21 protein-coding genes are annotated in these 25178 nt (G+C 60.8%); 10 read left to right on the plus strand and 11 right to left on the minus strand.

All coding sequences use genetic code 11. The features are described from left to right. Positions 1-18 precede the first annotated feature (18 nt). From ccoG to HWX34_RS21500, 6 genes are all read right to left on the minus strand, one after another. Positions 19-1359: a cytochrome c oxidase accessory protein CcoG gene (gene ccoG, locus HWX34_RS13825; RefSeq protein ID WP_178972776.1), complete on the minus strand. Its 1341-nt coding sequence runs from the start codon at positions 1357-1359 to the stop codon at positions 19-21. A gap of 201 nt (positions 1360-1560) precedes the next feature. Beyond that, entirely contained in the window at positions 1561-2190 is a 630-nt protein-coding gene (locus tag HWX34_RS13830) for a MarC family protein (protein WP_178972777.1), read from the minus strand. Between the two features lie 124 nt (positions 2191-2314). Next, a complete protein-coding gene (locus tag HWX34_RS13835) occupies positions 2315-4231 on the minus strand; it encodes a cation-translocating P-type ATPase (protein WP_218645180.1) in 1917 nt (638 codons plus the stop codon). Continuing rightward, entirely contained in the window at positions 4228-5271 is a 1044-nt protein-coding gene (locus tag HWX34_RS13840) for an SPFH domain-containing protein (RefSeq protein WP_178972778.1), read from the minus strand. The genes HWX34_RS13835 and HWX34_RS13840 overlap by 4 nt, the downstream gene beginning before the upstream one ends. Further along, complete coding sequence (hflC, locus tag HWX34_RS13845) at positions 5268-6245, minus strand: protease modulator HflC (RefSeq protein ID WP_218645181.1); 978 nt, start codon at positions 6243-6245, stop codon at positions 5268-5270. Before hflC ends, HWX34_RS13840 begins: the two co-directional genes overlap by 4 nt. Before the next feature lie 10 nt (positions 6246-6255). Continuing rightward, positions 6256-8232 carry an SPFH domain-containing protein gene (locus HWX34_RS21500; protein ID WP_178972780.1) on the minus strand — a complete coding sequence of 659 codons (1977 nt, stop codon included), beginning with the start codon at positions 8230-8232 and terminating at the stop codon, positions 6256-6258. Positions 8233-8323: 91 nt separating this feature from the next. Here HWX34_RS21500 and HWX34_RS13855 point away from each other — a divergent pair, with 91 nt between their 5' ends. Beyond that, positions 8324-8557 carry a hypothetical protein gene (locus HWX34_RS13855; protein ID WP_178972781.1) on the plus strand — a complete coding sequence of 78 codons (234 nt, stop codon included), beginning with the start codon at positions 8324-8326 and terminating at the stop codon, positions 8555-8557. Positions 8558-8561: 4 nt separating this feature from the next. On the opposite strand, the gene dapE is transcribed toward HWX34_RS13855, so the two are convergent. From dapE to HWX34_RS13875, 4 genes are all read right to left on the minus strand, one after another. Next, a complete protein-coding gene (gene dapE, locus HWX34_RS13860) occupies positions 8562-9689 on the minus strand; it encodes a succinyl-diaminopimelate desuccinylase (protein WP_178972782.1) in 1128 nt (375 codons plus the stop codon). Continuing rightward, positions 9686-10036 (minus strand): ArsC family reductase, encoded by a 351-nt coding sequence (locus tag HWX34_RS13865; RefSeq protein WP_178972783.1) that lies wholly within the window; start codon positions 10034-10036, stop codon positions 9686-9688. The genes dapE and HWX34_RS13865 overlap by 4 nt, the downstream gene beginning before the upstream one ends. A 13-nt stretch (positions 10037-10049) precedes the next feature. Next, a complete protein-coding gene (locus HWX34_RS13870) occupies positions 10050-11207 on the minus strand; it encodes a PilT/PilU family type 4a pilus ATPase (protein WP_178972784.1) in 1158 nt (385 codons plus the stop codon). A gap of 141 nt (positions 11208-11348) precedes the next feature. Continuing rightward, positions 11349-13028 (minus strand): long-chain-fatty-acid--CoA ligase, encoded by a 1680-nt coding sequence (locus tag HWX34_RS13875; RefSeq protein WP_178972785.1) that lies wholly within the window; start codon positions 13026-13028, stop codon positions 11349-11351. A 307-nt stretch (positions 13029-13335) separates the two neighbouring features. Between HWX34_RS13875 and rimP the strand changes: the two genes are divergently transcribed. From rimP to pnp, 7 genes are all read left to right on the plus strand, one after another. Continuing rightward, entirely contained in the window at positions 13336-13764 is a 429-nt protein-coding gene (rimP, locus tag HWX34_RS13880; RefSeq protein ID WP_045846116.1) for a ribosome maturation factor RimP, read from the plus strand. A 51-nt stretch (positions 13765-13815) separates the two neighbouring features. Further along, positions 13816-15294: a transcription termination factor NusA gene (nusA, locus tag HWX34_RS13885; protein WP_045846064.1), complete on the plus strand. Its 1479-nt coding sequence runs from the start codon at positions 13816-13818 to the stop codon at positions 15292-15294. Positions 15295-15333: 39 nt separating this feature from the next. Beyond that, positions 15334-18303, plus strand: a complete 2970-nt coding sequence (infB, locus tag HWX34_RS13890; RefSeq protein ID WP_178972786.1) for a translation initiation factor IF-2 — start codon at positions 15334-15336, stop codon at positions 18301-18303. A 134-nt stretch (positions 18304-18437) separates the two neighbouring features. Further along, positions 18438-18860 (plus strand): 30S ribosome-binding factor RbfA, encoded by a 423-nt coding sequence (rbfA, locus tag HWX34_RS13895; protein ID WP_178972787.1) that lies wholly within the window; start codon positions 18438-18440, stop codon positions 18858-18860. Continuing rightward, positions 18857-19780: a tRNA pseudouridine(55) synthase TruB gene (gene truB / locus HWX34_RS13900; RefSeq protein WP_178972788.1), complete on the plus strand. Its 924-nt coding sequence runs from the start codon at positions 18857-18859 to the stop codon at positions 19778-19780. Before rbfA ends, truB begins: the two co-directional genes overlap by 4 nt. A gap of 80 nt (positions 19781-19860) precedes the next feature. Then, positions 19861-20130 (plus strand): 30S ribosomal protein S15, encoded by a 270-nt coding sequence (gene rpsO, locus HWX34_RS13905; protein ID WP_045845302.1) that lies wholly within the window; start codon positions 19861-19863, stop codon positions 20128-20130. 182 nt (positions 20131-20312) lie between these two features. Further along, the gene (gene pnp / locus HWX34_RS13910) at positions 20313-22460 is read left to right on the plus strand and encodes a polyribonucleotide nucleotidyltransferase (RefSeq protein ID WP_178972789.1); all 2148 of its coding nucleotides are present in this window, start codon (positions 20313-20315) and stop codon (positions 22458-22460) included. Here pnp and HWX34_RS13915 read toward each other — a convergent pair. Then, positions 22451-22678 (minus strand): hypothetical protein, encoded by a 228-nt coding sequence (locus tag HWX34_RS13915; RefSeq protein WP_178972790.1) that lies wholly within the window; start codon positions 22676-22678, stop codon positions 22451-22453. The two genes, pnp and HWX34_RS13915, sit on opposite strands and share 10 nt — an antisense overlap. A 151-nt stretch (positions 22679-22829) precedes the next feature. Between HWX34_RS13915 and HWX34_RS13920 the strand changes: the two genes are divergently transcribed. Together HWX34_RS13920 and aruF are read left to right on the plus strand one after the other, a co-directional pair. Next, the gene (locus HWX34_RS13920; protein WP_178972791.1) at positions 22830-24044 is read left to right on the plus strand and encodes an aspartate aminotransferase family protein; all 1215 of its coding nucleotides are present in this window, start codon (positions 22830-22832) and stop codon (positions 24042-24044) included. 108 nt (positions 24045-24152) lie between these two features. Further along, positions 24153-25172, plus strand: a complete 1020-nt coding sequence (gene aruF / locus HWX34_RS13925) for an arginine/ornithine succinyltransferase subunit alpha (RefSeq protein WP_178972792.1) — start codon at positions 24153-24155, stop codon at positions 25170-25172. Positions 25173-25178 lie beyond the last annotated feature (6 nt).

Genomic DNA, 25178 nt, shown 5'->3' on the forward strand with positions numbered 1-25178 from the left:
TACTCGCGGATTGGGCGTTCATTCGCCGATAAAGCTGCTTTTTTCCTGCAGCACATGCGCCGGTTGCGCCAGCGAACGAATGACAAAACGGATGTCATTGGCCCCGCGCGCTGCGTACTGCGGCTCCACCTGCACCCGCACGCCGATCGTCTCGGTGGCGGTGGCGGCCAGGCTGACTGTCGGCGTGGCTGCTACCAGCCGGATGCCGGGCAGGCCTTCCACGCTGATGGCCAGGCGCTGCGCGCTTTCGCTGCTGTTGATCAGCCGCACACTATAGCTGTTTTCCAGCCAGCCATCGTCGGTTTCCCGTACCAGGCTGGCGCGGTCGCGCAGGATGTCGGCCTTGAACGGCAGGCGCTGGCTAAAGCTGAATACCGACAGGCTGATGATGCCCAGCAGCAAGCTGCTGTAAAACAGCACGCGTGGGCGCTGCCATGCCGGTTTGCTGGTGCTGTCGCCTGCCAGTGCGGCCTCGCTGGTGTAGCGGATCAGCCCGCGTGGGGCGTGCAGCTGCTCCATCACCTGATCGCATGCGTCGATGCAGGCCGCACAGCCTATGCACTCGTATTGCAGGCCGTTGCGGATGTCGATGCCAGTGGGGCAAACCTGCACGCAGATGCCGCAGTCGATGCAGCCACCGGCGGATTTGTCGGCCTGCTTGCCGCGTGGTTCGCCACGGCGGGCATCATAGGAAATGATCAGCGTGTCACGGTCGAACATCGCACCCTGAAAGCGGGCATAAGGGCACATGTGGCTGCACACCTTTTCCCGTAACAGCGCCGCCAGCAAATAGGTGAAGGCGGCGTAGAACAATATCCAGAACACTTCCCACGGCCCGGCCTGGCCCTGCCACAGATTGCTGGCCAGTTGGCCTGCCGGGGCAAAGTAGGCCACCAGCGAAAAGCCGGTCCATAGCGAAAACAGCAGCATCAGGCCGTGGGCCAGTGCTTTTCTCAGCAGCTTGGTCGTGCTGTTGGGGGCGGCATCCAGCTTGCGTCTGGCCTTGTGGTCGCCCAGCACCAGCCGTTCAATCCACAGCATGATCTGGGTGTACACCGTTTGCGGACAGGAATAACCGCACCACAGCCGCCCGGCCAGTGTGGTCCACCAGAACAGGCCCAGTGCGCTGACCACCAGCAGGGCGGCCAGATAGACAAAATCCTCTGGCCAGAAGCTGGCACCGAAGACGAAAAACTGGTGGCGCTCCAGGTCAAACAGCACCGCCTGGCGATGATTCCATTGCAGCCACGGCAGGCCGAGGAAAACCAGCTGGGTGAGGATGACCAGTGCCACGCGGATGTTGTTGAAACGGCCACTGGTCAGGCGGGGGTAAATCTTGATGGGGACGGGCTGGCTCATGCTGCGGGCTCCGGAAGGATAACCCGCCCTTTTTAGGCGCTGTCACCATGACAGACAATGCACAGATCTGTCCGTATTTATCGGTACAGATCATAATATTCTTTTTTTAATCAACTACTTGGTTATGATGGCAAGATGCCGCGACCCAGTCTGGTGAGTACAGTTTTGGTACAGCTGTTTGCGCCAGATCAAACCGCTGGCTTAGCGCGTCAGCTGCGGAAACAGCCGGTACAGGCCATCGACGATGATTTCCACCGATACCGCCGCCAGCAGCATGCCCATCACCCGGTTGACGATATTGATGCCGGTCTGGCCCAACAGGCGGCTGATGGGGGAGGCCAGCACCAGCGCGCCATAACAGGTAACGGCCACCAGCAGGCTGCTGATCAGCAGATACACCACCTGCACCCAGGAATGGGCGGTGGAAGCATAAATGATGACGGTGGAAATGGTGCCGGGACCGGTGAGCAGCGGAATGGCCATGGGTACTACTGCGATATTGGTTTTGGCCTCGGCCTCGGACTGCTCTTCCTTGGTGGTTTTGGTGGGGGCCGGCTTGGCATTCATCAGCGCAATGGCAATCAGCATCACCAGCAAGCCGCCGCCTACCTGAAAGGAACCGATGCTGATACCGAGAAAGTGCAGCAGCGTTTCGCCCACCACGGCAAACAGGCACAGCACCACCGCCACGGCCAGCGTGGTGGTCTTGGCAATCCGCTTGCGTTCCAGCTGACTGGACGTGGGGGTCAGGCTGATGAAGATGGGAATGGCTCCCAGCGGATTGACCAGCACCAGTAAGGCGACAAATATCTTGGCGATTTCGAGTTCCATGGTGCATCCATGCTATGGCAAAGCCGTGGGGCTGACATTCAGCGGCGGGACACAAAGCTGCAAGCTTGCGCCAGCGCTGCCATGCGATTCATGCAGCATAGCCGCACCCAGCCGGATTTGCCGCTCAGGCCTTGGGCGTGATGGCGGACAAGGGCTCGTGAAAGCGCAGCAAGCGTCCGGCATTGGCCATCACCAGCAAGGTGCTCAGATTGTGCAGCACCGCCGCCAGCAGCACGCCGGCACTACCCAGTAGGCCAAAGGCCGCCAGCAGGGTGAGTACCACCGCCCAGGCCAGGCCCAACACCACGTTTTGCGCCAATACGCGACGGCTCAGGCGACTGAGCCTGACGGCGGTGGCCAGTCGGCGTAAATCATGGCTGATCAGTACTACATCGGCAGCGGCCACGGCAATGTCAGCGGCGGATGCACCCATGGCCACGCCAACGGCCCCTGCTTTGAGCGCCAGCGAGTCGTTGATGCCATCCCCCACCACCAACGGGCGGTATCCGGCGCTGATTTCTGCCTGTACTGCCTTGAGCTTGCCAGCGGGCAATACCTGCGCCACCACACGGTCCATGGCCAGTGCCTGGCCTACCGGCTCCGCTGCCTGCCGGTGGTCGCCGGTCAGTAGCATTTGCCGTTGCAGGCCCAACTGGCGCAAGGCTTGCATGGCTGCAGCGGCCTCGGCGCGCGGGCTGTCCGCCAGATGGAACCAGGCCAGCAGGCGGCCATCCAGCGCCAGCCCGGTCAGCGCAGCACTGCTGTGGGCTGGCAGTGCATGCAGCACGCCCATTTGCTGCAACAGGGCAGGGCGGCCCAGCAACACCTGCCCCCAGTCGCTGTCGGCCTGCATGCCCATGCCGGGCAGTTCCTGCACATTGCGCAAGGCGGGCGCGGGCTGGTCGGTGGCGAGGGAGGCCAGCGCGCGGCTGACCGGGTGGGTGCTGCAGGCGGCCAGCCCGGCAGCCAGCCAGACTGGTTCCACCGGGCTGTCGCTGACCATGGTTTCCACTGATTGCACCACCAGTTGGCCGCTGGTGAGGGTGCCGGTCTTGTCGATGACCAGCGCGTTGACATCGGCCAGCTCCTCCAGAAAGGCTGCGCCGCGAATCAGCACGCCGTGGCGTGCTGCCACCGCCACCCCGGCCACGGCAGTGGAGGGGGCGGCCAATACCAGCGCGCAGGGGCAGGCGGCCACCAGTACCGCCAGCATGGCCTGGCTGTCGTGGCTGACAAACCAGCACAGTGCGGCAATGGCCAGCACCAGCCCCATATAGGACGCTGCATGACTCTCCACCAGCCGGGTGACTGGCGGTTTGGCTTGTTCGGCCTGTTGCATCAGCGCGCTGATGCGCCCCAGTGCCGATTGTTCGCCCACCTGGCTGACTTCCAGTTGCAGCAGGCCTTGCAGATTCACCGCCCCGGCATACACCAGGCTGCCGGGTACGACATCCTGCGGCAGGGCTTCGCCGGTGACGGCCGAGGTGTCCAGGCTGGATTGTCCGCTCACCACCATGCCGTCGGCCGGAATCCGTTCACCCGGGCGCACTTCCACCCGGTCGCCGGCATGCAGCTGGCTGTTGTCTACTTCTTCCAGGCTGCCGTCGGGACGGTAGCGGCGGCTGCGGCTGCTGGTAAGGCTGGCCAGCGCGCGGATGGCTTCTTGTGAACCCAGCAGGCTGCGTTCTTCCAGCACATGGCCCAGCACCATCAGGATGGGCAGCAGGGCGGCGCTGAGGGTGTCGCCACTGGCCCAGGCTCCCAGCATGGCCAGCGCCACCAGCAGATCGGTCATGCCGTGCAGGTCCGGGTGTTGCAGGCTGTGCCAGGCGGCACGCAGCAGCGGTACCGCCATCAGCAGCGCGGCGGCGCTGGTCAGCCATTGGGCGATGATCTGTCCGTCGGGAATCAGGAAATGCCAGATACCTGCCAGCAGCAACAGGCCGATGGCCAGCAAGGCCAGTTGCAACTGGCGGGCGCTGCGCTGTTGTTCGGCGGCATCCAGCAAGCCGTGATGGGGATGGGAACAGCACTGGCTCACGGGTGGACTCCCGGCACAATCACCCGGCCACTGCTGTCCGGGTCCATGGTGGTAACCTGGCCTGCCTTGGCCAGCACATGCTGGATTTTTTCCTGATACAGCTGGCGTAGCAGGGCCGGTCCGTCCGGCTGCTGCATGCGTGGTGCCAGCGCCAGGATTTCGCTGGTTTCATTGCGGGCCTGGGCCAGCCGTTCGTCGGCGCGGGCATGGGCGGTATTCAGGATGGTGCTGACTGCGGCACTGGCTTGCTGCTGCTGCTGGGCGGCTGCGGTCTGTGCTTGCGCCAGTTGCCGCTCTACAGTCTGGTCGGCGGTCAGTACCGCGTCAAAAGCGGCCTGGGCGGCATGCGGCAGGCTGGAGGTGAGGTCGATACGGGCGACTTGCAGGCCAAGCGGCACACCGGTCTGGCGCAGCTGTTGCAGGCGCTGGTTGACCGCTTGCACCAGTTCGCCACGCAGCCGTTCGCGCAGTTCGGCCTGCTGGCTGGAGGGCTGATTGCTGCGCGTCACCAGAATGCTGTCCAGGTCGCGGCCTGCACTCAGCTGCAAGGCGGCGGCACTCACCAGCCGGTCCAGCGCGGGCAGGGCCTGTTCGCCTTGCTGTGCGTAAGCCGCCGCATCATCAATGCGGTAATACACGGTGGCATTGAGCTGCACCACGCCCACGTCAGCGGTCAGCAGGTATCCCGAGCCAGCCAGTTCGTCGCCCATCTGTTGCAATGATGTCCCGGCGCCATCCAGCGCCAGCGCATGGGCATTGCGGCTGAGGCCCTCTACCTGCCGTTGTTGCAGTCTTTCGGTGGCGGGCAGCCAGATAATGCTGTCGATGGGGCTGGGCCAGGCCAGCAGTAGCCCGGCGCGCTGTACCCGGTCGATGGCGCCAAAATGCAGCACCACCGCCTGGCTGTCGGCCGGTACCGGCCTGACATGGCCAAACAGCCAGCCAAGGCCGGCCAGCAGGGTGATGGCCAACAGCAGGCGGTAACCCAGACGCAGCGACTGCGCCAGCGCGCTGGCGGGTAGTGATGAGTCCGCCATCATTTGCCTTTTGCACTCTTGCCGGCGGCCAGTCCCGGCGGGCCATCCACCAGCGCGCGGAACGGGGCGGCATCGGTGCGCAATATCAGGTGGGTGCCGGAACCCACCACGCCGTTGAGGGTGTCCAGCGAGCGCAGGGTCTTGTACAGCTCGGGTGCCTTCTGCCAGGCATCGGCGTAAATCCGCGCTGCCTGTACGCGTGAACCGGCTTCGATTTCGGCAGCGGCCACACTGGCATCGGCTTGCTGGATACGGGCATCGCGTGCCGCATTGGCACGGATGGTGGCGGCTTGTTCATTGCCACTGGCGGTACGTTCGGCGGCAATGGTGTCGCGTTCGGCCCGCATGCGCGCCACGGTGGCATCCAGTGTGACGGCGGGCAGGGTCAGCCGTTCCAGCCCGACATCCACCACGCGTACGCCATAACTTTCCAGCAGTTGCGGGGCCAGTTGCTGGCGCAGTTGCTGTTCCAGCTGGCTGATGCGCAGCTGGCTGCGGTCGGTATTCACCAGATTGCCCAGCGCAAAGCGGCTGCTGCCGGTTTCCATGGCCGAGCCGGCAAAGGTGGCAATTTGCCGCGCTGCTTCGTCCGGCTGGTTTTGTACTGCGCGCAAAAAACGGGTGATATGGCTGCTGTCGGCCGGCACCTGCCAGGCGACATAGCTTTGCATGATCACCCGCAGCCCGTCGCGGGTGCCTACGTCCTGCAAGCCGCTGGAGGTGGTGCGCAGGCGCAGGTCCACCGGGACCACGGTTTCCAGTGGCGGCGGTAGACGCCAGGCCAGGCCCGGCTGCAGCAATACCCGTACCGGTGCACCAAAGCGGGTGATGACCAGAGCTTCACCCGAATGCACTTGCAACATGCAGGCGGACAGCCCGGCCAGCAGCAATACGCCAAGCGCGGCGGCGGTTTTCCAGTGTCGCCAGCCGCTGCTCGGGCTGGCGCTCGCGTGAGGGTGGTGGTGAAACAGCGCCAAATCAGGCTCCTCAGGGATGCGTCCCCGCGATGGCGGGCGGCGGTTCGGTGGCAATGGGCGCGCCATGCAGGTCGATGGCGGGCAGGCCGGGGTTGTTGGCGGCCGGGCGCAGGTCAATGGTGGGCAGGGCGCTGGCCGGAATGCGATGGTCGATGATGATGGGCTGGGCCTGATGCAGCCCCTGGCCAAGAGCGTGCAGATAGCGTTCCAGCAGGAAGGACTGTCCGCCAACACTGGCGGCTTGTCGGTCAGCCTGAAAGGCAATGGCGTCCACCTTGCTGTGTGCCACCCGCTCGGCGGCACTGGCGCTGGCTTCCCGGGCGGCTTGCACGGCAGCCTGAACGGCCGCGCTATGACTGCGTACCGCCAGACCTCGCTCGGTGGCCACGCGGGCTTGCGCCAGAATGGCCGCAGCCTGCACACCGTGATAGGCATTGGCTGCTGCCGCAGGCGGGTGAATGGCCTGAATCACCACGGCCAGTAGTTCCAGCCCACTACCCGAACGGTTCAGTGCCTGCTGGATTTGCTGTTGCAGCTGGCGCGAGGTATCGGCAAGGGCATCGCCCAGCAAATTATCCAGCTGTTGGCCGGCAAAATAATGCAGCATGGCGCGGTCTGCCACCGCATGCAGCAGGGCGGTGGGGTCGGCCTGCTGGTAGAGCGCCAGGGCGTCGGCATCGCGCAGGCCCTCACGGTAAACCAGCCGCACATCCAGGCCTACTAGCTGGGTGCTCTGGCGCTCGCCTTGCTGGCTGGCAATCAGCTGGGTGGTTTCGGCAGTGTGGTTGCCGTCCCACAAATGATTATTGCTTGTCGTGCTGGTGTTGTCCGGGCTTTGCCAACGGCCCTGGCTGTCTTGTTGCAGGCCACTGGCCAGTTGATGCACCACGCCATATTCCACCCGGCGCACCTTGCCAAACGGCCAAGGCAAACCCAGATGCCAACCGGCCTGCCATACCGCTACCGGCTGGCCGAAGCGTTCGTATATCCCGCGTTGATCCGTATTGATGGTGCTGATGCTGCTCAGCAGCCAGCCGCCCACCAGCAGGGCCAGTGCAAACGGCCGCATGGCGCGGCCCAGGTATTGCAAGGCCCAGCTTTGGCGCAGCTCCAGCCCCAGCCCCTGTTGCAGGCGGCTACGCCAGTTGCGCACACCATCCCGCCCCAGCAAGCTGGCCAGCAGACTGTTGAACGGCAGGGCAGCAGGCTGATGGCGCTGGTAGGGCTGAAAGATTTGCCACAGCGCCCGCAAGCCCAGCTCAAGCGCCAGCAGTGCCGTCAACAGCGCCCCGGCCTGTAACAGGCGCAGCAGCCAGTCCAGCCCCAGCAGCAAGCCAGCAGCGGCCAGTGAAGGCAGCAGCATGGACAATAATACGGCGCGCAAGATGGCTTGCAGTTTCAGGGCTTCCGGCCATTGCGCCGCATCTTGCAAGGCCAGGCTGCGCTCCAGCAGCAGGGTGGCAAAACTCAAAACCAGACCGCACAGCAGGGCAGCTAGCAAGCCATCCGGGTTGAGCGGGCTTTCCGGCGTAGCCTGCATCACCAGCAGGCTGAGGGGCAGGGCCAGCAGGCTGGCGCTGGTTTGTTGCACCACTGCCCAGCCGGTACTGCGGCCAATCAGCCGTCGCAGACGTGGCCATAGCAGCCAGCGGCGCAAGCTGTATTTACCTGCGCTACCGTGGGTGCGCGCTGTATTGTTGGCAGGGCTGGGTTTGCCTGGCAGCAGCCTGGGGAGTAGGGGCAGTGCGGGCAAGGCCTGTCGTTTGCGTCGCCAGCCAGCCAGGTGACTGCTGCTGTATAGCGTACCACTTAGCAGCCACAGGCTGGCGGACAGTGACAGGCACAGCAGGCGCGCTGTCCCGCCGGATAGCAGCAGTCCGGCCAGCAGGCAGGTGATGGCCAGCAGCAGGGTCGGCAGGGCGCAGCGCCGGTACAGCAATTCCTGCCGGGTGGCAGCATCAGCAAGTGTGGAAGGGGATGTCTTCATGGTCCTGAGACGGGGTCTGGCAATGCCCGCGCAGCGTGCCGGCAATGCTACACTGCCTGCATCGCCGGATTGTCACGGGAGCAGGCAAAGCATGGATCATACACCTTACCTTGGCATGACGTGTTGCGGGCTGATGGCAGCCGCACACGGGGCCGTGCCAGCGGCAGAGCCGCCTGCGGTGCCGGCCATGCAGCAGCAGGCTCCCGCCAACAGCAGCTATCAATGCGTGAACCCGGCGCAACAGCTGCATGCCATGCTGGCGCGTTACGCCCTCAAGTGTGGCGATGCGACCTGCCCGCTGTGCAATCCGCCTGCTGCGCCGTGAGGCCTCAGGCCAGCAGCTTTTCCAGGGTGCGCTGGTAAATTTCCGCCAGCGGTTCCAGGTGGGCCACTTCCACACATTCGTTCAGCTTGTGGATGGTGGCGTTGACCGGGCCAAACTCCACCAGCTCGCGCGCAATGCGTTTGATGAAGCGGCCATCGGAAGTGCCACCGGTGGTGGACAGCTCGGCGCTATGGCCGGTGACCTGATAGATGGCCTCGCCCAGTGCATCGGTGAGTGCGCCCGGTGCGGTGATGAAAGGCATGCCGGACAAGGACCAGTGCAATTCATAACCCAGGCCGTGCTTGTCCAGAATGGCGTGCACGCGGTCTTTCAGCGACTCCACCGAGCTTTCCGGGCTGAAGCGGAAGTTAAAGCGGATTTCACACAAGCCGGGAATGATGTTGACCGCACCGGTACCCGCATGGATGTTGGACACCTGCCAGCTGGTGGGCGGGAAGAAATCATTGCCGCGGTCCCATTCGGTGCTGGCCAGCTCGGCCAGTGCCGGGGCCATCAGGTGGACCGGGTTCTTGGCCAGATGCGGGTAGGCAATATGGCCTTGAATGCCGTGAATTACCAGGCGGCCGGACAGCGAACCACGACGGCCGTTCTTGATGGTGTCGCCCAGCTTCTGGTCAGACGTCGGTTCGCCGACAATGCAGTAGTCAATCAGCTCGCCACGCGCTTCCAGCGTATCCACCACCTTGACCGAGCCATCCACCGCCACACCCTCTTCGTCGCTGGTCAGCAGCAAGGCAATGCTGCCGGGGTGATCCGGATGATCTGCCACAAAGGCTTCAATGGCGGTAATGAAGGCCGCCAGCGAGGCTTTCATGTCGGCAGCACCACGGCCGTACAGCAAGCCGTTGCGCTGGCGCGGTTCAAACGGCGGGCTGTCCCATTGCTCTACCGGGCCGCTGGGCACCACGTCGGTGTGGCCGGCAAAGCACAGTAGCGGGCCGCTGTTGCCACGCCGCGCCCACAGATTGTCCACTTCGCCAAAGCGCATCGGTTCAATGACAAAACCCAGTGCGTGCAGGCGTTCGGCCAGCAGTTGCTGGCAGCCGGCATCGTACGGGGTGACGGAATCACGGCGGATCAGCTCGCAGGTCAGGTCCAGGGTCTTGCTCATGCGGCAAACTCCTCGGCCCATTGTGCTTCGTTGAAACCCACGCTGACCTTGCCCGGGCGTTCCAGCACCGGCCGCTTGATGATGGACGGTTGTGCCTGCAGCACGGCAATCGCGCCGTCAGCTGTACTCGCCTGGGCTTTCAGTTCGTCGGACAGGCCGCGCCAGGTGGTGCCTTGGCGGTTGATCAGCTTGTCCAGGCCCACGGCGGCGATCCAGGCTTGCAGCTGGGCTTCGGTCACGCCCTGCTTCTTGAAATCGTGGAAGGCAAAGTCGATGTGATGATCGGTCAGCCACTGGCGGGCTTTCTTGACCGTGTTGCAATTGGGAATGCCGTAGAGGGTAATCATGTTGTGTGCTTGCTTATAAATCCAGGGTGAATCCGTCAAAGCTGGTGGAGGCTTTGTCAGGGTCTTGCTTGTCCAGTTGCGGGGTGGCAACCGGTTTGGCTTCTGCCTGCTTGCTTTGGGCGTGGTTGATCTGCCAGTACAGGTTGGTGGGCGAGTCAGCATTTTTCAAGGCATCGTCCAGCAAAATGCGGTCTTGCTGATACAGGCGGAACAGCGATTGTTCGAAGGTTTGCGCGCCTTCGCTCATGCTGTTTTCGATGGCTTCCTTGATCTGGTCGATCTCGCCATTGCGAATCAGCTCGGCAATATGCGGGGTATTGATCAGGATTTCCAGCGCCGGAATCTGCTTGCCATCCTTGGTGGGCACCAGGCGCTGCGAAATGACGGCGCGCAAGGAAACCGACAAGTCCATCAGCAGTGCGTTGCGGCTATCGGTGGGGAACAGGCTGATCACCCGGTTGAGCATGTGATAACTGTTGTTGGCATGCAGCGTGGACAGGCACAAATGGCCGGACTGGGCGTAGTTGATGGCATGCGTCATGGTTTCGGCATCGCGGATTTCGCCAATCATCAAGACGTCCGGCGCTTCACGCATGGCATTTTTCAGCGCGTTTTCGTATGAAAAGGTATCCACGCCGATTTCGCGCTGGTTGACGATGGATTTCTGGTGGCGATAGACAAACTCGATCGGGTCTTCCACCGTCAGGATATGGCCGGACTGCGTCTGGTTGCGGTACTCCAGTAAGGACGCCACAGTGGAGCTCTTGCCGCTGCCGGTGGCCCCCACCACGATGATCAGCCCGCGCTTTTGTTGCACCAGCGTTTGCAGGGTATCAGGCAGGTTCAGCTCGGTCAGCGACGGAATGCGCGGGCGGATGAAGCGCACCACCATGGCCACCGTGCCGCGCTGCTTGAAAATATTCACCCGGTAATTGCCCAGTCCTTCAACCAGGCGGCCGAAGTTCATTTCCAGCTCGCGTTCGAAGGTGGCGATCTCGACGTCATTCATCAGGCTGTAAGCCAGCTGGCGCACGATGTCAGCCGATAGCGGCTTGTCGTTGATGGGCAGGGTGACGCCATCTATCTTGATCTGCGGCGGCGCTTCTGCGGTAAAGAAGATGTCGCTGGCGTGTTTGTCGGCCATCAGCTTGAAAAATGGCAGCATCAGCATGGTCGGGCTTTCCAATCCGGTATTCAGTATGGCGGCTGCACAAAGTGCATGGTCTTTTTATAGCGCTATTGTGCCTGCTCCAGGCCGCAAGCGACAGCCAATAAGAAAAAAGCCCGCATCAGCGGGCTTCTGTGAGGTGGTTCAGGCCTGTTTGCCGACTTCCTGGTCGCGCAAGGCGCGGCGCAGGATCTTGCCGACATTGGTCTTGGGCAGCTCCTGGCGGAACTCCACACTGCGCGGTACCTTGTAAGCAGTGAGGTTCTCGCGGCAATGCTGGATCACGGCTTTTTCCGTCAGGCTGTCATCCTTGCGCACCACGAACACCTTCACCGCCTCGCCGGACTTGTCATCCGGCACGCCGATGCAGGCGACTTCCAGTACCGCCGGGTGGCTGGCTACCACGTCTTCCACTTCATTGGGATAAACATTGAAGCCGGACACCAGAATCATGTCCTTCTTGCGATCCACCAGCTTGACGTAGCCTTCCGGGGTGACCACCGCCATGTCGCCGGTGGCCAGGAAGCCGCGCGAATCAATCACCTTGGCGGTTTCGTCCGGGCGGTTCCAGTAGCCCTTCATCACCTGCGGGCCCTTGATACACAACTCGCCTTGTTCTCCCTGCGGCACGGCCTGGCCGTCGGCACCACGGATTTCAATATCCGTCGACGGAATCGGCAGGCCGATGGTGCCGTTGTAGGCCTGGATATCCAGCGGGTTGATGCAGGCGGCCGGGCTGGTTTCGGTCAGGCCGTAGGCTTCTGCCAGCGTGACGCCGGTCAGTTGCTTCCATTTGTCGGCCACGGCTTTTTGCACCGCCATGCCGCCACCCAGTACCAGACGCCAGCTGGAAAAGTCCACCGACTGAAAGTCAGGGTGATTGAGCAGGGCATTGAACAGGGTGTTGACCCCGGTCATCGCCGTGACGCGGTATTTCTTGATTTCCTTGATGAAACCCGGAATGTCGCGCGGGTTGGTAATCAGCACGTTCAGTGCGCCCAGCTCGGTAAAGATCATCAGGTTCGCGGTGAGCGAAAAGATATGATAGAGCGGCAGGGCGGTGATGATGATTTCCTCGCCCTCGCGCGCCACCGGTTTCACCCAGGCGCCGGCCTGCAGCATATTGGCAATGATATTGCGGTGAACCAGCATCGCCCCTTTGGAAATGCCGGTAGTGCCGCCGGTATATTGCAGGAAGGCAATGTCCTCGTGGCCGATACTGACCGGGACAAAAGGCTGCGCTGCGCCGGCGGCCAGTGCGTTGTTGAAGCGGGTATGACCGGGCAGGTTCCAGGCCGGCACCATCTTCTTGATGTTGCGCACCACAAAGTTCACCAGCAAACGCTTGGGGAAGCCCAGCATGTCACCGATGGAGGTCACGATGACATTCTTGACCTTGGTGCGCTTGATCACGTCTTCCAGTACGCTGGCAAAGTTTTCCAGGATGACGATGGTTTCCGCGCCCGAATCGTTCAGCTGGTGTTCCAGTTCACGCGGGGTGTACAGCGGATTGACGTTCACCACCGTGCCGCCGGCGCGCAAGGTGCCGAATACCGCCACCGGATATTGCAGCAGATTGGGCATCATCACCGCGACGCGATCGCCCTTTTTCAGCTGCAAGGTGTTTTGCAGATACGATGCAAACTGCTCGGTCAGTGTTTGCAGCTGTCCATAGCTGAGGATCTTGTCCATATTGGCCATGGCAGGGCGGTCACGGAACTTGTGAACGCTGCGATCAAACACTTCGACAATCGACTGGAACTGATTGATGTCGATCTCGTGTGCTACCCCTGGCTGGTAATTCTTTAGCCAAACCTTTTCCATAAGTAGGGTTTCTCCATCGTGCTGATACGAGAGTGCCGCGCCGGCATCGCTGCTGTGGCGAGCATCTTCTATATAATTGTTTCTGAATTTTCGAATGGGTATTGCGCCCATTCCTATGTACCCGAACTTCGTCAGGTTGCAGCTAATTTACAGTATGTGAAAAATGCACGCAAAGCACAGGCCGATGCATGTCGGGGCGGCGGGTAGGGCCTTGACAGGCTTCGGTTTTCTTTTTTGCAGGAATGGGTTACAATCGCGATGTTTAGGGATGGGCGTTTCGCCCATTTTTTATTTGTGGAAAGAAGCAATGGATGTACGTTTGCTGCTGGAAAACACCCTGCCAGGTCTAGGCTACGAGCTGGTCGATTTTGAAATGACCCAGGGTGGTGGTTATCGCGTGTTTATGGACAAGCCCGGTGGTGTCACAGTGGAAGACTGTGTGCTGGTCAGCAACCACCTGACCCGTCTGTTCATGGTTGAAAACGTCAATTACGAACGACTCGAGGTTTCCTCCCCGGGTCTGGATCGTCCTCTGAAGAAAGAGGCGGACTTCGTGCGCTTTGCCGGACAGCTTGCCAAGATCAAGACGCGCATGCCGGTCGAGCAGCAAAAGAAGTTTGCCGGTCGTCTTGTCGGGGTTGAGGATGGCGCGGTCAAGCTGGAAGTGGACGGCGGCCGCATCGTGGCAATTGCCCTGACCAATATCGACAAAGCCAGGCTCGAGCCTGAGTTTTGAGCGCGGATAGGTCCTGTTGCCGCGCATAAGGACAAAAATTCGGAGGAATGCATGAGTCGCGAGATTTTGTTGCTGGTTGATGCCCTGGCAAGCGAGAAGAATGTCAGCAAGGATGTGGTTTTTTCCGCTCTTGAAATGGCACTTGCTTCGGCAACCAAAAAGAAGTTTACCGATGACGAAATGGATGTGCGTGTCGAAATCGACCGTCACACCGGGCAATACCAGACTTTCCGTCGCTGGACGGTGGTGCAGAACGAGCTGATCGAAAACGAGAGCCGCGAAATCACCATTACCGACGCGCGTGATGATGATCCGCGCATCGAAGTGGGTGCAGTGATCGAACAACCGATGGAAGCCGTCGAGTTTGGCCGTATCGGGGCCCAGACTGCCAAGCAGGTCATCCTGCAACGCATCCGCGACGCCGAGCGTGAACAGCTGCTGAACGAATTCCTGCAGCGTCGCGAACACCTGATCACCGGCACCATCAAGCGCATCGAACGTGGCAATGCCATTATCGAATGCGGCAAGCTGGAAGCCGTACTGCCGCGCGATCAGATGATTCCGAAGGAAAACCTGCGCGTGGGCGACCGCGTGAAAGCCTTCCTGCTGCGCATCGACCGCATGGGTCGTGGCCCGCAGCTGGTGCTGTCGCGTACCTCCAGCCAGTTCCTGATCAAGCTGTTCGAGCTGGAAGTGCCGGAAATCGAAGAAGGCCTGCTGGAAATCAAGGAAGCCGTCCGCGATGCCGGTCTGCGCGCCAAGATTGCCGTCAAGGCCAACGATGCCCGTATCGACCCGCAAGGCACCTGCATCGGCATGCGCGGTTCCCGCGTTCAGGCCGTTACCCAGGAGCTGGCCGGCGAGCGCATCGACATCGTGCTGTGGGCACCGGAACCGGCACAGTTCGTGATCAACGCGCTGTCCCCGGCGGAAGTCAACCGCATCATGATCGACGAAGACAACCACAGCATGGATGTGGTGGTCGAGGAAGATCAGCTGGCGCTGGCCATTGGCCGTAGCGGTCAGAACGTGAAGCTGGCAGCAGAATTGACCGGCTGGTACCTGAACATCATGACCGTGACCGAAGCCGAGGAAAAACACCAGGCAGAGGATGCGCAGTTGCGTGACCTGTTTGTCACCCATCTGGGTGTGGACGAAGCCACTGCCACCGTGCTGGTGCAAGAAGGTTTCGCCACGCTGGAAGAAGTAGCGTATGTGCCGATTTCCGAAATGCTGGAAATCGACGGTTTTGACGAGGAGTTGGTGAATGAGCTGCGCAGCCGTGCACGTGACGCCATCCTCACCCAGGCCATTGCGTCCGAAGAGAAAGTCGAAGGTGTATCCGAAGACCTGAAGGATATCGAGGGTCTGGATGCCGAGCTGGTTCGCAAGTTGGCCGAAAACGGCGTGTCCACGCGTGATGATCTGGCCGATCTGGCCGTTGACGATCTGGTGGACATGACCGGCATTGAAGCTGAAGCTGCACGTGCAATCATCATGAAAGCGCGCGAACACTGGTTCAACCAGTAAGGCTTCTTCGGGAAGTATTTACGGAATTTGGGAAGACGCATGGTATTGACGAATGTAAAACAGTTTGCCGGTGAGCTGAACCTCACGCCTGAACGATTGCTGGAGCAGCTTCGTGCAGCGGGTGTGGCTAAGCGCGCGCCGGATGATACGCTCTCCGAGCAGGATAAATCCCAGCTTCTTGACTACCTGAAACGTTCGCATGGCGCGCGTGATGAGTCGCGTATCACGCTGACTCGCAAGTCCACCAGTGAAATCAGGACTGCGGACGGTAGTACGGTAAAAGTTGAAACACGCAAGAAGCGTGTGGTGGTACGTCCGGAAGAAAGCCCGGCCGCTGCCGCTGCTGTTGTTGCACCCGAACCGGCTGCTGCTGCACCGGCCCCGGTTGCCAAGCCTGTTGAAGTGGCTGCTGCCCCTGCTCCGGCGGCAGAAGCCAAGCCGGTTGTTGAAGTGAAACCGGAAATCAAGCCGGAACCGCAAGTAAAGGTTGAACCCAAGGTGGAATCCAAGCCCGCCGCACCGGCTGCCCCGGTTGCGGAAGTCCCGGCCAAGGAAGCTGCACCTGCTGCCAAGCCGGCTCCGGCTGCGGCACGAACCGTAGCCTCCATTCTGTCGCCGGAAGAAGTAGCTGCGCGTGAAGCTGAAGAAAAACGCCAGGCTGCTTTCCGTGCCCGCCAGCAAGAGCTGATGCGCGAGAAGATCGAACGCGAAGAGCGTCGTCAGGCTGCGCGTCTGGCTGCGCAGCAGCCGGCTCCGGCTCCCAAGCCGGTAGAAGCACCGAAACCGGTTGAAGCCCGCAGTGAAGAGCGCCGTGATGACCGTCGTGACGAACGTGGTCCGCGCCCGGCTGGCGACAACCGTGGCCCGCGTCCGGCTGGCGACAACCGTGGCCCGCGCCCGGCTGGCGACAACCGTGGCCCGCGCCCGGCTGGTGACAACCGTGGCCCTCGCCCGGCTGGCGACAACCGTGGCCCGCGTCCGGCTGGTGATAACCGTGGCCCGCGTCCGGCTGCTGCCGCTGCACCGGGAGCCCCGGTGGTACCGGCAACCGTAGCCGGTCGTCCGGATGCCAAGAAGGGCGGCGGCGCCAAGAAAGGCAACGAGCGCTGGGAAGAAGGCAAGAAGGGTGGCCGTGGTCTGAAGACCAAGGGCGGCGATGCCGGTAATGACTGGAAATCCCGCGGCGGCAAGGGCAAGCACAAGCAAAACAATCAGCATGCCTTCCAGGCTCCGACCGAGCCCATCGTGCATGACGTGCTGGTGCCGGAAACCATCTCTGTGGCTGACTTGGCTCACCGCATGGCCGTCAAGGGCGTTGAGGTGATCAAGGTCCTGATGAAGATGGGCATGATGGTGACCATCAACCAGGTACTGGACCAGGAAACCGCCATGATCGTGGTGGAAGAGATGGGCCACAAGCCGCGTGCGGCACAGGCGGATGATCCGGAAGCCTACCTGGAAAAGCCGGAAGGCGAAGAAGTGGAAGTGGCAGTACTGCCGCGTCCGCCGGTCGTGACCGTGATGGGTCACGTCGACCACGGCAAGACCTCGCTGCTGGACTACATCCGTCGCGCCAAAGTGGCCGCGGGCGAAGCCGGTGGCATTACCCAGCACATCGGTGCCTACCACGTGGAAACCCCGCGCGGCATGATCACCTTCCTGGATACCCCGGGTCACGAAGCGTTTACCGCCATGCGTGCCCGTGGTGCCAAGGCGACCGACATCGTGGTGCTGGTGGTGGCTGCCGACGACGGCGTGATGCCGCAAACCATCGAAGCCATTCACCATGCCAAGGCTGCCAAGGTGCCGATGGTGGTGGCGGTCAACAAGATCGACAAGATGGGTGCCAACGCAGAGCGCATCCGCCAGGAACTGGTCTCCCACGAAGTGGTGCCGGAAGACTGGGGTGGCGACACCCAGTTCGTCGAAGTGTCTGCCAAGCAGGGCACCAATATCGACGCGCTGCTGGAAGCCATCCTGCTGCAGGCTGAAGTGCTGGAGCTGACCGCTCCGGTTGACGCTCCGGCCAAGGGCATCATCGTGGAAGCCCGTCTGGACAAGGGTCGTGGCCCGGTTGCCACGCTGCTGGTTCAGTCCGGCACCCTGAAGAAGGGCGATGTGGTACTGGCTGGCACGGCATTCGGTCGCGTTCGCGCCATGATCGACGAAAACGGCAAGGCCATCGAAAGTGCCGGCCCTGCCATCCCGGTGGAAATCCTGGGTCTGTCCGACGTACCGCAAGCCGGTGAAGACGCCATGGTGTTGACCGACGAGCGCAAGGCGCGTGAAATCGCCCTGTTCCGTGCCGGCAAGTTCCGTGACGTACGCCTGGCCAAGCAGCAAGCCGCCAAGCTGGAAAACATGTTCGCCCAGATGGCCGATGGCAGTGGCGAGGTGCAAACCTTGTCCATCATCATCAAGGCCGACGTACAGGGTTCCTACGAAGCTCTGGCTGGCAGTCTGCAGAAGCTGTCCACCGACGAAGTGCGCGTCAGCATCCTGCACTCCGGCGTGGGTGGTATTTCGGAATCGGACATCAACCTGGCGATCGCTTCCAAGGCCATCGTGATCGGCTTCAACACCCGTTCCGATGCCGCAGCGCGCAAGCTGGCCGAAAACGAAGGCGTGGACATCCGTTACTACAGCATCATTTACGATGCCGTGGACGAAGTGAAAGCAGCCTTGTCCGGCATGCTGGCTCCGGAGAAGAAGGAACAGATCCTGGGTACCGTCGAGATCCGTCAGGTGATCCCGGTCTCCAAGGTTGGCAACATTGCGGGTTGTATGGTGACCGACGGTCTGATCAAGCGCACCGCTTCGATCCGCCTGATCCGCAACCACGTGGTGGTGCACACCGGCGAACTGGACTCGCTCAAGCGCTTCAAGGACGACGTGAAGGAAGTGAAGCAGGGCTACGAATGTGGTCTGATGCTGAAGAACTTCAACGACATTCAGGAAGGCGACCAGCTGGAAGTGTTCGAAATCGTGGAAGTGGCCCGCTCGCTGTAAAGCGGCACTTTCCCGGCGAGTGCAGTGCAAGCCATGGCTTGCCGGCGCTCGCCTTTTGCATTCAAGGCGGCTGACTGCTAGTCGGATACATCCGACTATCCGTTGGCCGCTTTCATGACTACAGGATGGAAATCATGGCCAAAGCCAGAAAAGGTTTCTCCCGCGCCGACCGCATTGCTGAACAGATTCAGCGCGAGCTGGCCGAGCTGGTACGTACCGGTCTGAAAGACCCGCGTGCCGGCTGGATCACCATTACCGCCGTGCAAGTGACGCGTGACTATTCCCACGCCAAGGTGTTTTACACCGTGATGGACGAAAAGACCCGCGAAGTCAGCCAGGAAGCGCTGGAGCACTCCGCCGGTTACCTGCGTTCCGAACTGGGCCGCAGCATCAAGATGTTTACCACCCCGCAACTGCACTTTGTCTACGACGAATCGGTTTCCCGCGGCATGCACATGACCAGCCTGATCAACCAGGTAGCCAAGGAAGACGCGGAAAAATTCGGTCAGGCCGACGCTGCTGCTCCGGCCGCAGATGAAGAAGGTAGCGCCGAATGAGCAAGCCGCGCAGCAACCGCCGCCAGATTGATGGCGTGCTGCTGATCGACAAGCCCTACGATATTTCCAGCAATAACGCGCTGCAAAAGGCGCGCTGGTTGCTCAATGCCGCCAAGGCAGGGCATACCGGCGTGCTGGACCCGCTGGCCACCGGCCTGTTGCCGATGTGCCTGGGGGAGGCCACCAAGTTTTCCTCCTATCTGCTGGATGCCGACAAGGGCTATCGCGCCACCGTACGTTTTGGTGCCGCCACCAGTACGGGGGACATCGAAGGTGAAGTGGTGCGCGAGTGTCCGATTGCCTTTGATGAAGCCCGCCTGCTGCAAGTGATGCAGCAGTTCGTCGGTGAAGTCAGCCAGGTGCCGCCGATGTATTCGGCGCTCAAGCACCAGGGCAAGCCCTTGTACGAATATGCGCGTGAAGGCATTGAAATTGCACGTGAGCCGCGCAACATCACTATTCACTCGCTCAAGCTGGTCAGCTTTGATGGCGCGGAGGCAGTCATCGATGTGCTGTGCAGCAAGGGCACGTATATCCGTACCCTGGCGGAAGATATTGCCATTGCACTGGATTGCGCAGCGCACCTGACCGGGCTGCGCCGAACCACGACTGGCGGCTTCCAGTTGTCCGAGGCGTTCACGCTGGTCGATGTGGAAGCGCTGGACATGGCCGGGCGTGAGGCCCTGTTGTTGCCGGTCGACGTATTGGTGCAACACTTTCCGGCACATACGCTGGATGCAGCCAGCGTTGCACGTTTTATTCACGGTCAGGCCGTGCGTTTTGTTGGCGAGTGTGCGAAAATGACGCGCTTTCGTGTTTACAGCAATGTTGATGCGGAATTTCTGGGTCTGGCCGAGTTGCGGGATGATGACATGCTGCATCCGATCAGACTCCTGGCTGTCAAACAGGCAGCCTGCTAGCGAAGTGCGGATGGGTTGGGCAACCGGCTCGCTGCACTTGTCGGATCGCAAGATCCTTACCTGATTTGGAGTTACCCAAAATGGCAATGACCGCCGCCCAAAAAGCAGACATCGTTAAAAGCTTCCAGCACAAGGAAGGCGATACCGGTTCGTCCGAAGTGCAAATCGCACTGCTGACCGCTCGTATCAACGACCTGACCCCGCACTTCAAGGCCAACACCAAAGACCACCACAGCCGTCGTGGTCTGCTGAAGATGGTGAGCCGTCGTCGTCGTCTGCTTGACTACCTCAAGCGCACCGATGCTGACAGCTACCGCGCTCTGATTGCCCGTCTGGGTCTGCGCAAGTAATTGGTTCAGGTTTGAAAAAGTCGCAGCAAGTCTGCGACTTTTTCACGCCGGCCTTCAAGCACGCTGTATTACTGTGACAACGGGGGGAGCCTCTAGAAATTTTGATCGAAACCGGTCCGAATTTTTAGGGGTTCCCGTTGTGTTTTCAGCTTGAAAAAACAATTTTGACTAAGGGATGCCCTGTGTTCAATAAAATTACCAAAACGTTTCAGTATGGTAACCAGACCGTTACCCTGGAAACCGGCGAAGTAGCGCGCCAGGCTTCCGGCTCCGTTATTGTTTCTGTTGATGAAACCGTTGTTCTGGTCGCCGTGGTCGGCGGCAAAAACGTCAAGCCGGGTCAGGATTTCTTCCCGCTGACCGTAGACTACCTGGAGCGTACCTACGCTGCCGGTAAAATCCCGGGTGGCTTCTTCAAGCGCGAAGGCAAGCAGTCCGAGAAGGAAGTGCTGACCAGCCGCCTGATCGACCGTCCGATCCGCCCGCTGTTCCCGGAAGGCTTCTACCACGACGTACAAATCGTGGCTACCGTGCTGTCGCTGAACCCGGAAGTGGATTCCGACATTCCGGCCATGATTGGTGCTTCTGCTGCGCTGGCCATTTCCGGCCTGCCGTTTGCCGGCCCGATCGGTGCTGCCCGTGTGGGTTACGCCAACGGCGAATACATCCTGAACCCGACCAAGACCGAACTGGCTAGCTCCGAAATGGACCTGGTGGTTGCCGGTACCGAGCGCGCCGTGCTGATGGTTGAGTCCGAAGCCAAGGAACTGTCCGAGTCCGTGATGCTGGGCGCCGTGGTATTTGGTCACGACCAGATGCAAGCCGCCATCAAGGCCATCAACGAGCTGGCTGACGAAGTCAACCCGGTGATGTTTGACTGGACCGCTCCGGCCAAGAACGAAGAGCTGATCGCCCAGGTACGTGGCATTGCCGGTGCCAAGCTGGCCGATGCTTTCCGTCTGCGCCAGAAGCAAGCCCGCACCGTTGCCATCAACGAAGCATGGGCCGACGTGAAGGCTGCACTGATCAACGAAGATACCGACACCCTGCTGGCCAACGAAATCAAGGGCATCTTCAAGGGTCTGGAAGCGGAAATCGTACGTGGCCAGATTCTGGCCGGCGAACCGCGTATCGACGGTCGCGACACCCGCACCGTGCGCCCGATCAGCATCCGCAGCAACGTGTTGCCGCGCACCCACGGTTCCGCCCTGTTTACCCGTGGCGAAACCCAGGGTCTGGTGGTGACCACGCTGGGCACCAAGCAAGACGAGCAGATCATCGACGCGCTGGCCGGTGAGTACACCGAACGCTTCATGCTGCATTACAACTTCCCGCCGTACTCCACCGGTGAAGCCGGCCGCATGGGCCCGCCGAAGCGTCGTGAAATCGGCCACGGCCGTCTGGCCAAGCGTGCCCTGGTTGCCGTATTGCCGCCGGAATCCGAATTCGGTTACTCCATGCGCGTGGTATCGGAAATCACCGAATCCAACGGTTCTTCCTCCATGGCTTCGGTTTGCGGTGGCTGCCTGTCGCTGCTGTCCGCCGGTGTGCCGCTGAAGGCGCACGTGGCTGGTATCGCCATGGGTCTGATCCTGGAAGGCAACCGCTTTGCCGTGCTGACCGACATTCTGGGTGATGAAGATCACCTGGGCGACATGGACTTCAAGGTGGCCGGTACTGCCGAAGGCATTACCGCCCTGCAGATGGACATCAAGATCCAGGGCATCACCAAGGAAATCATGCAGGTTGCCCTGGCACAAGCCAAGGAAGGCCGTCAGCATATCCTGGGCCTGATGAAGGAAGCCGTGGAAGGCCCGCAAGAGCTGTCCGCCCACGCTCCGCGCCTGTACGTGATGAAGATCAATCCGGAGAAAATCCGTGACGTGATCGGCAAGGGTGGCGAAACCATTCGCTCCATCACCAAGGACACCGGCACCGAGATCAATATCGAGGAAGATGGCACCATCACCATCGCCTCCATCTCCGGTGAAGGCGCCGAGGCTGCCAAGAAGCGTATCGAAGAAATCACCGTTGAAGTTGAAGTGGGCAAGATCTACGAAGGTACCGTAGTGAAGATCCTCGACAACAACGTCGGTGCCATCGTTTCCATCCTGCCGGGCAAGGATGGTCTGGTACACATTTCTCAGATCGCCAATGAGCGCATCAAGAATGTGTCCGACTACCTGAAAGAAGGCCAGGTTGTGAAGGTCAAGGCCATCGAAATGGATGATCGCGGTCGCATCCGCCTGTCCATCAAGGCGCTGCTGGAAGACGAATCCAAGGTTGCGCGCGAAACCGCCGACTCCTTCGGTCTGAAGACTCAGCAGTAATTCCTGGTAATGTGCCAAGCAAAAGCCCGCAGCAATGCGGGCTTTTTTGCGTCTGGCGGCAGGGGAGGGATGCCGGTGTGGATGTCGCGATTACGGCAGGCGCGACGCGCGCTGCGCGGCATTTTGACCGCCAGATGGCGCTTGTTGTGGCGATTTGTTTTGCAAGATACTGAAAATGAAGGTGAAAATGGCGGTTTGACGGGTTTGAGATAGGTCAAGTAATTTTATAAGCTGATGTCGCAAACCGGATATGGGTTGGCCGGAAGATTCGATTAGAATCATTTCAAGCGTATTAAATCATAACAATGCCGTTTACTGCCCCGGACAGCAGGCAGGAACGGAGGACCAAGCAGGAAGGGAACTATAAAGATGAGCAATTCGATCACCCGCGCTGATTTCGACCAGGTCATGGTCCCCAACTACGGCCCGGCCGCATTCATTCCGGTCAAGGGTCTGGGTTCGCGTGTCTGGGATCAGGATGGTCGTGAATTCATTGATCTGGCAGGCGGTATCGCCGTGAATTCCCTGGGCCATTGCCACCCGCAACTGGTGGCTGCGCTGACCGAACAGGCTGGCAAGCTGTGGCATGTGTCCAATGTGTTCACCAACGAGCCGGTGCTGAAACTGGCTCACGCGCTGACTTCCGCCACCTTTGCCGACCGCGCCTTCTTCTGCAACTCCGGTGCCGAGGCCAATGAAGCCTGCTTCAAGCTGGCACGCAAATATGCCGCCGATCATTTCGGTCCGGAAAAGAACGAAATCATTTCCTGCAAGAATTCCTTCCACGGTCGCACCCTGTTTACTGTGAGCGTGGGTGGCCAGCCCAAGTACACCGAAGGCTTTGCCCCGGTACCGGCCGGCATCCACCATTTCGAGTTCAACAATATCGACTCGCTCAAGGCGGCCATCAACGACAAGACCTGCGCCGTGGTCATTGAACCGGTGCAAGGCGAGGGCGGCGTGCTGCCGGCCGACAAGGCTTTCTTGCAAGCTGCGCGTGAACTGTGCGACCAGCACAATGCGCTGCTGATTTTCGATGAAGTACAAACCGGCGTGGGCCGTACCGGCTCGCTGTACGCTTATCAGGAATATGGCGTGACGCCGGACATCCTCTCCAGCGCCAAGTCGCTGGGTGGCGGTTTCCCGATAGGTGCCATGCTCACCACCGACAAGATTGCCCAAAGCTTCTCGGTCGGCACCCACGGAACCACTTATGGCGGCAACCCGCTGGCCGCCTCGGTTGCCCTCAAGGTGATCGAAATCGTCAACACCCCCGAAGTGCTGGCCGGTGTACGTGCCAAGAGCCAGCGCCTGCGCGATGGCCTGAATGCCATCAACGACAAGTACAAGGTATTCAAGGAAGTGCGCGGCATGGGCTTGCTGCTGGGTTGTGTACTGACCGATGCCTTTGCCGGTCGCGCCAAGGATTTCGTTAACGCTGCCAGCAAGCATCAGCTGCTGTTGCTGGTTGCCGGCGTCAATGTTGTGCGCATGGCTCCGTCGCTGGTAGTGGAAGACCGTGACATCGACGAAGCGCTGCAGCGTTTTGATGCTGCCGTGGCCGAACTCGTCGCCGCCAAGTAAGCCCCGTTTTTTCCCGCAAGAGACACCACAGCCAGGCTTTGCCGTGGCTGTGGGTACGGCTGCGCCCGCGAAACGGCGCAGCGGCTTACCCCCCAGAGGGAGGTTTCCATGTTTATCGTGCGCCCAGTCCGCACTGCCGACTTGCCCGCCATCGAAAGAATGGCCGTAGCCAGCGGCATTGGTGTGACCAGCCTGCCCAACAATCGGGACAAGCTGTTCGAACGGATCCAGCAGTCCTCATCCTCGTTCGAGTTTGAAGCCACCGCTGAAACCGGCAGCGAATACTATATGTTTGTGCTGGAGTCCGCCGGCGAGGTGGTGGGTACTGCCTCCATCAGCGCCTGTGCCGGTTTCGACGAGCCGTTTTACAGCTACCGCAGCGAAACCTTTGTGCATGCCTCGCGCACGCTCAAGGTGAACAACCGGGTGCATGTGCTGAATATCTGTCACGACCTCACCGGCATGGTGCAGCTGTGCGGCTTCTATGCCGATACCGTGCTGGAACCGCTGGCCGCCGAACTGCTGTCGCGCGCGCGCCTGCTGTTCATCGCCACGGCACGGCAGCGTTTTGGCCGTCGCATCATTGCCGAAATGCAGGGCATTCATGACGATGCCGGGCAGTCGCCGTTCTGGAATGCCATTGGCCGCCGCTTCTTCAATATGGATTTCCTGCAGGTGGAGCAGGCTTTTGTCGGCCACAGCAAAACCTTTATTGCCGAGCTGATGCCCAGCTACCCCATCTATGTGCCCTTGCTGCCGGATGATGCACAAAACGCCATTGGCCAGATCCATGCCAATTTCGAACGCCCCTGTCAGCTGCTCACCACCGAAGGCTTCGAGGCGGACAACTACATCGATATCTTTGATGGCGGCGCGGTGCTGACTGCCGAGCTGGACCGATTGCAAACGCTGGAGCGCAACCGCTGCCATGCCGTGGAAGTGGCTGCCAGCCTGCCAGCCCAGGCCAGCATGCATCTGGTGTGCAACCAGCAGGTAGGTGACTTCGTGGCGGCAGCCATCCGTGTGGCCATTGTCGATGGTGTGGCCTTCATCAATCCGGATGCCGCTCAGGCGCTGGGTGTAAGCAGCGGCGACACCGTGCGTGTGGTCGGCTTACAGCAAGGCTGAGGAGAG

It is taken from the genome of Aquitalea sp. LB_tupeE (assembly GCF_013391415.1).
Classification (GTDB): Bacteria; Pseudomonadota; Gammaproteobacteria; order Burkholderiales; family Chromobacteriaceae; genus Aquitalea.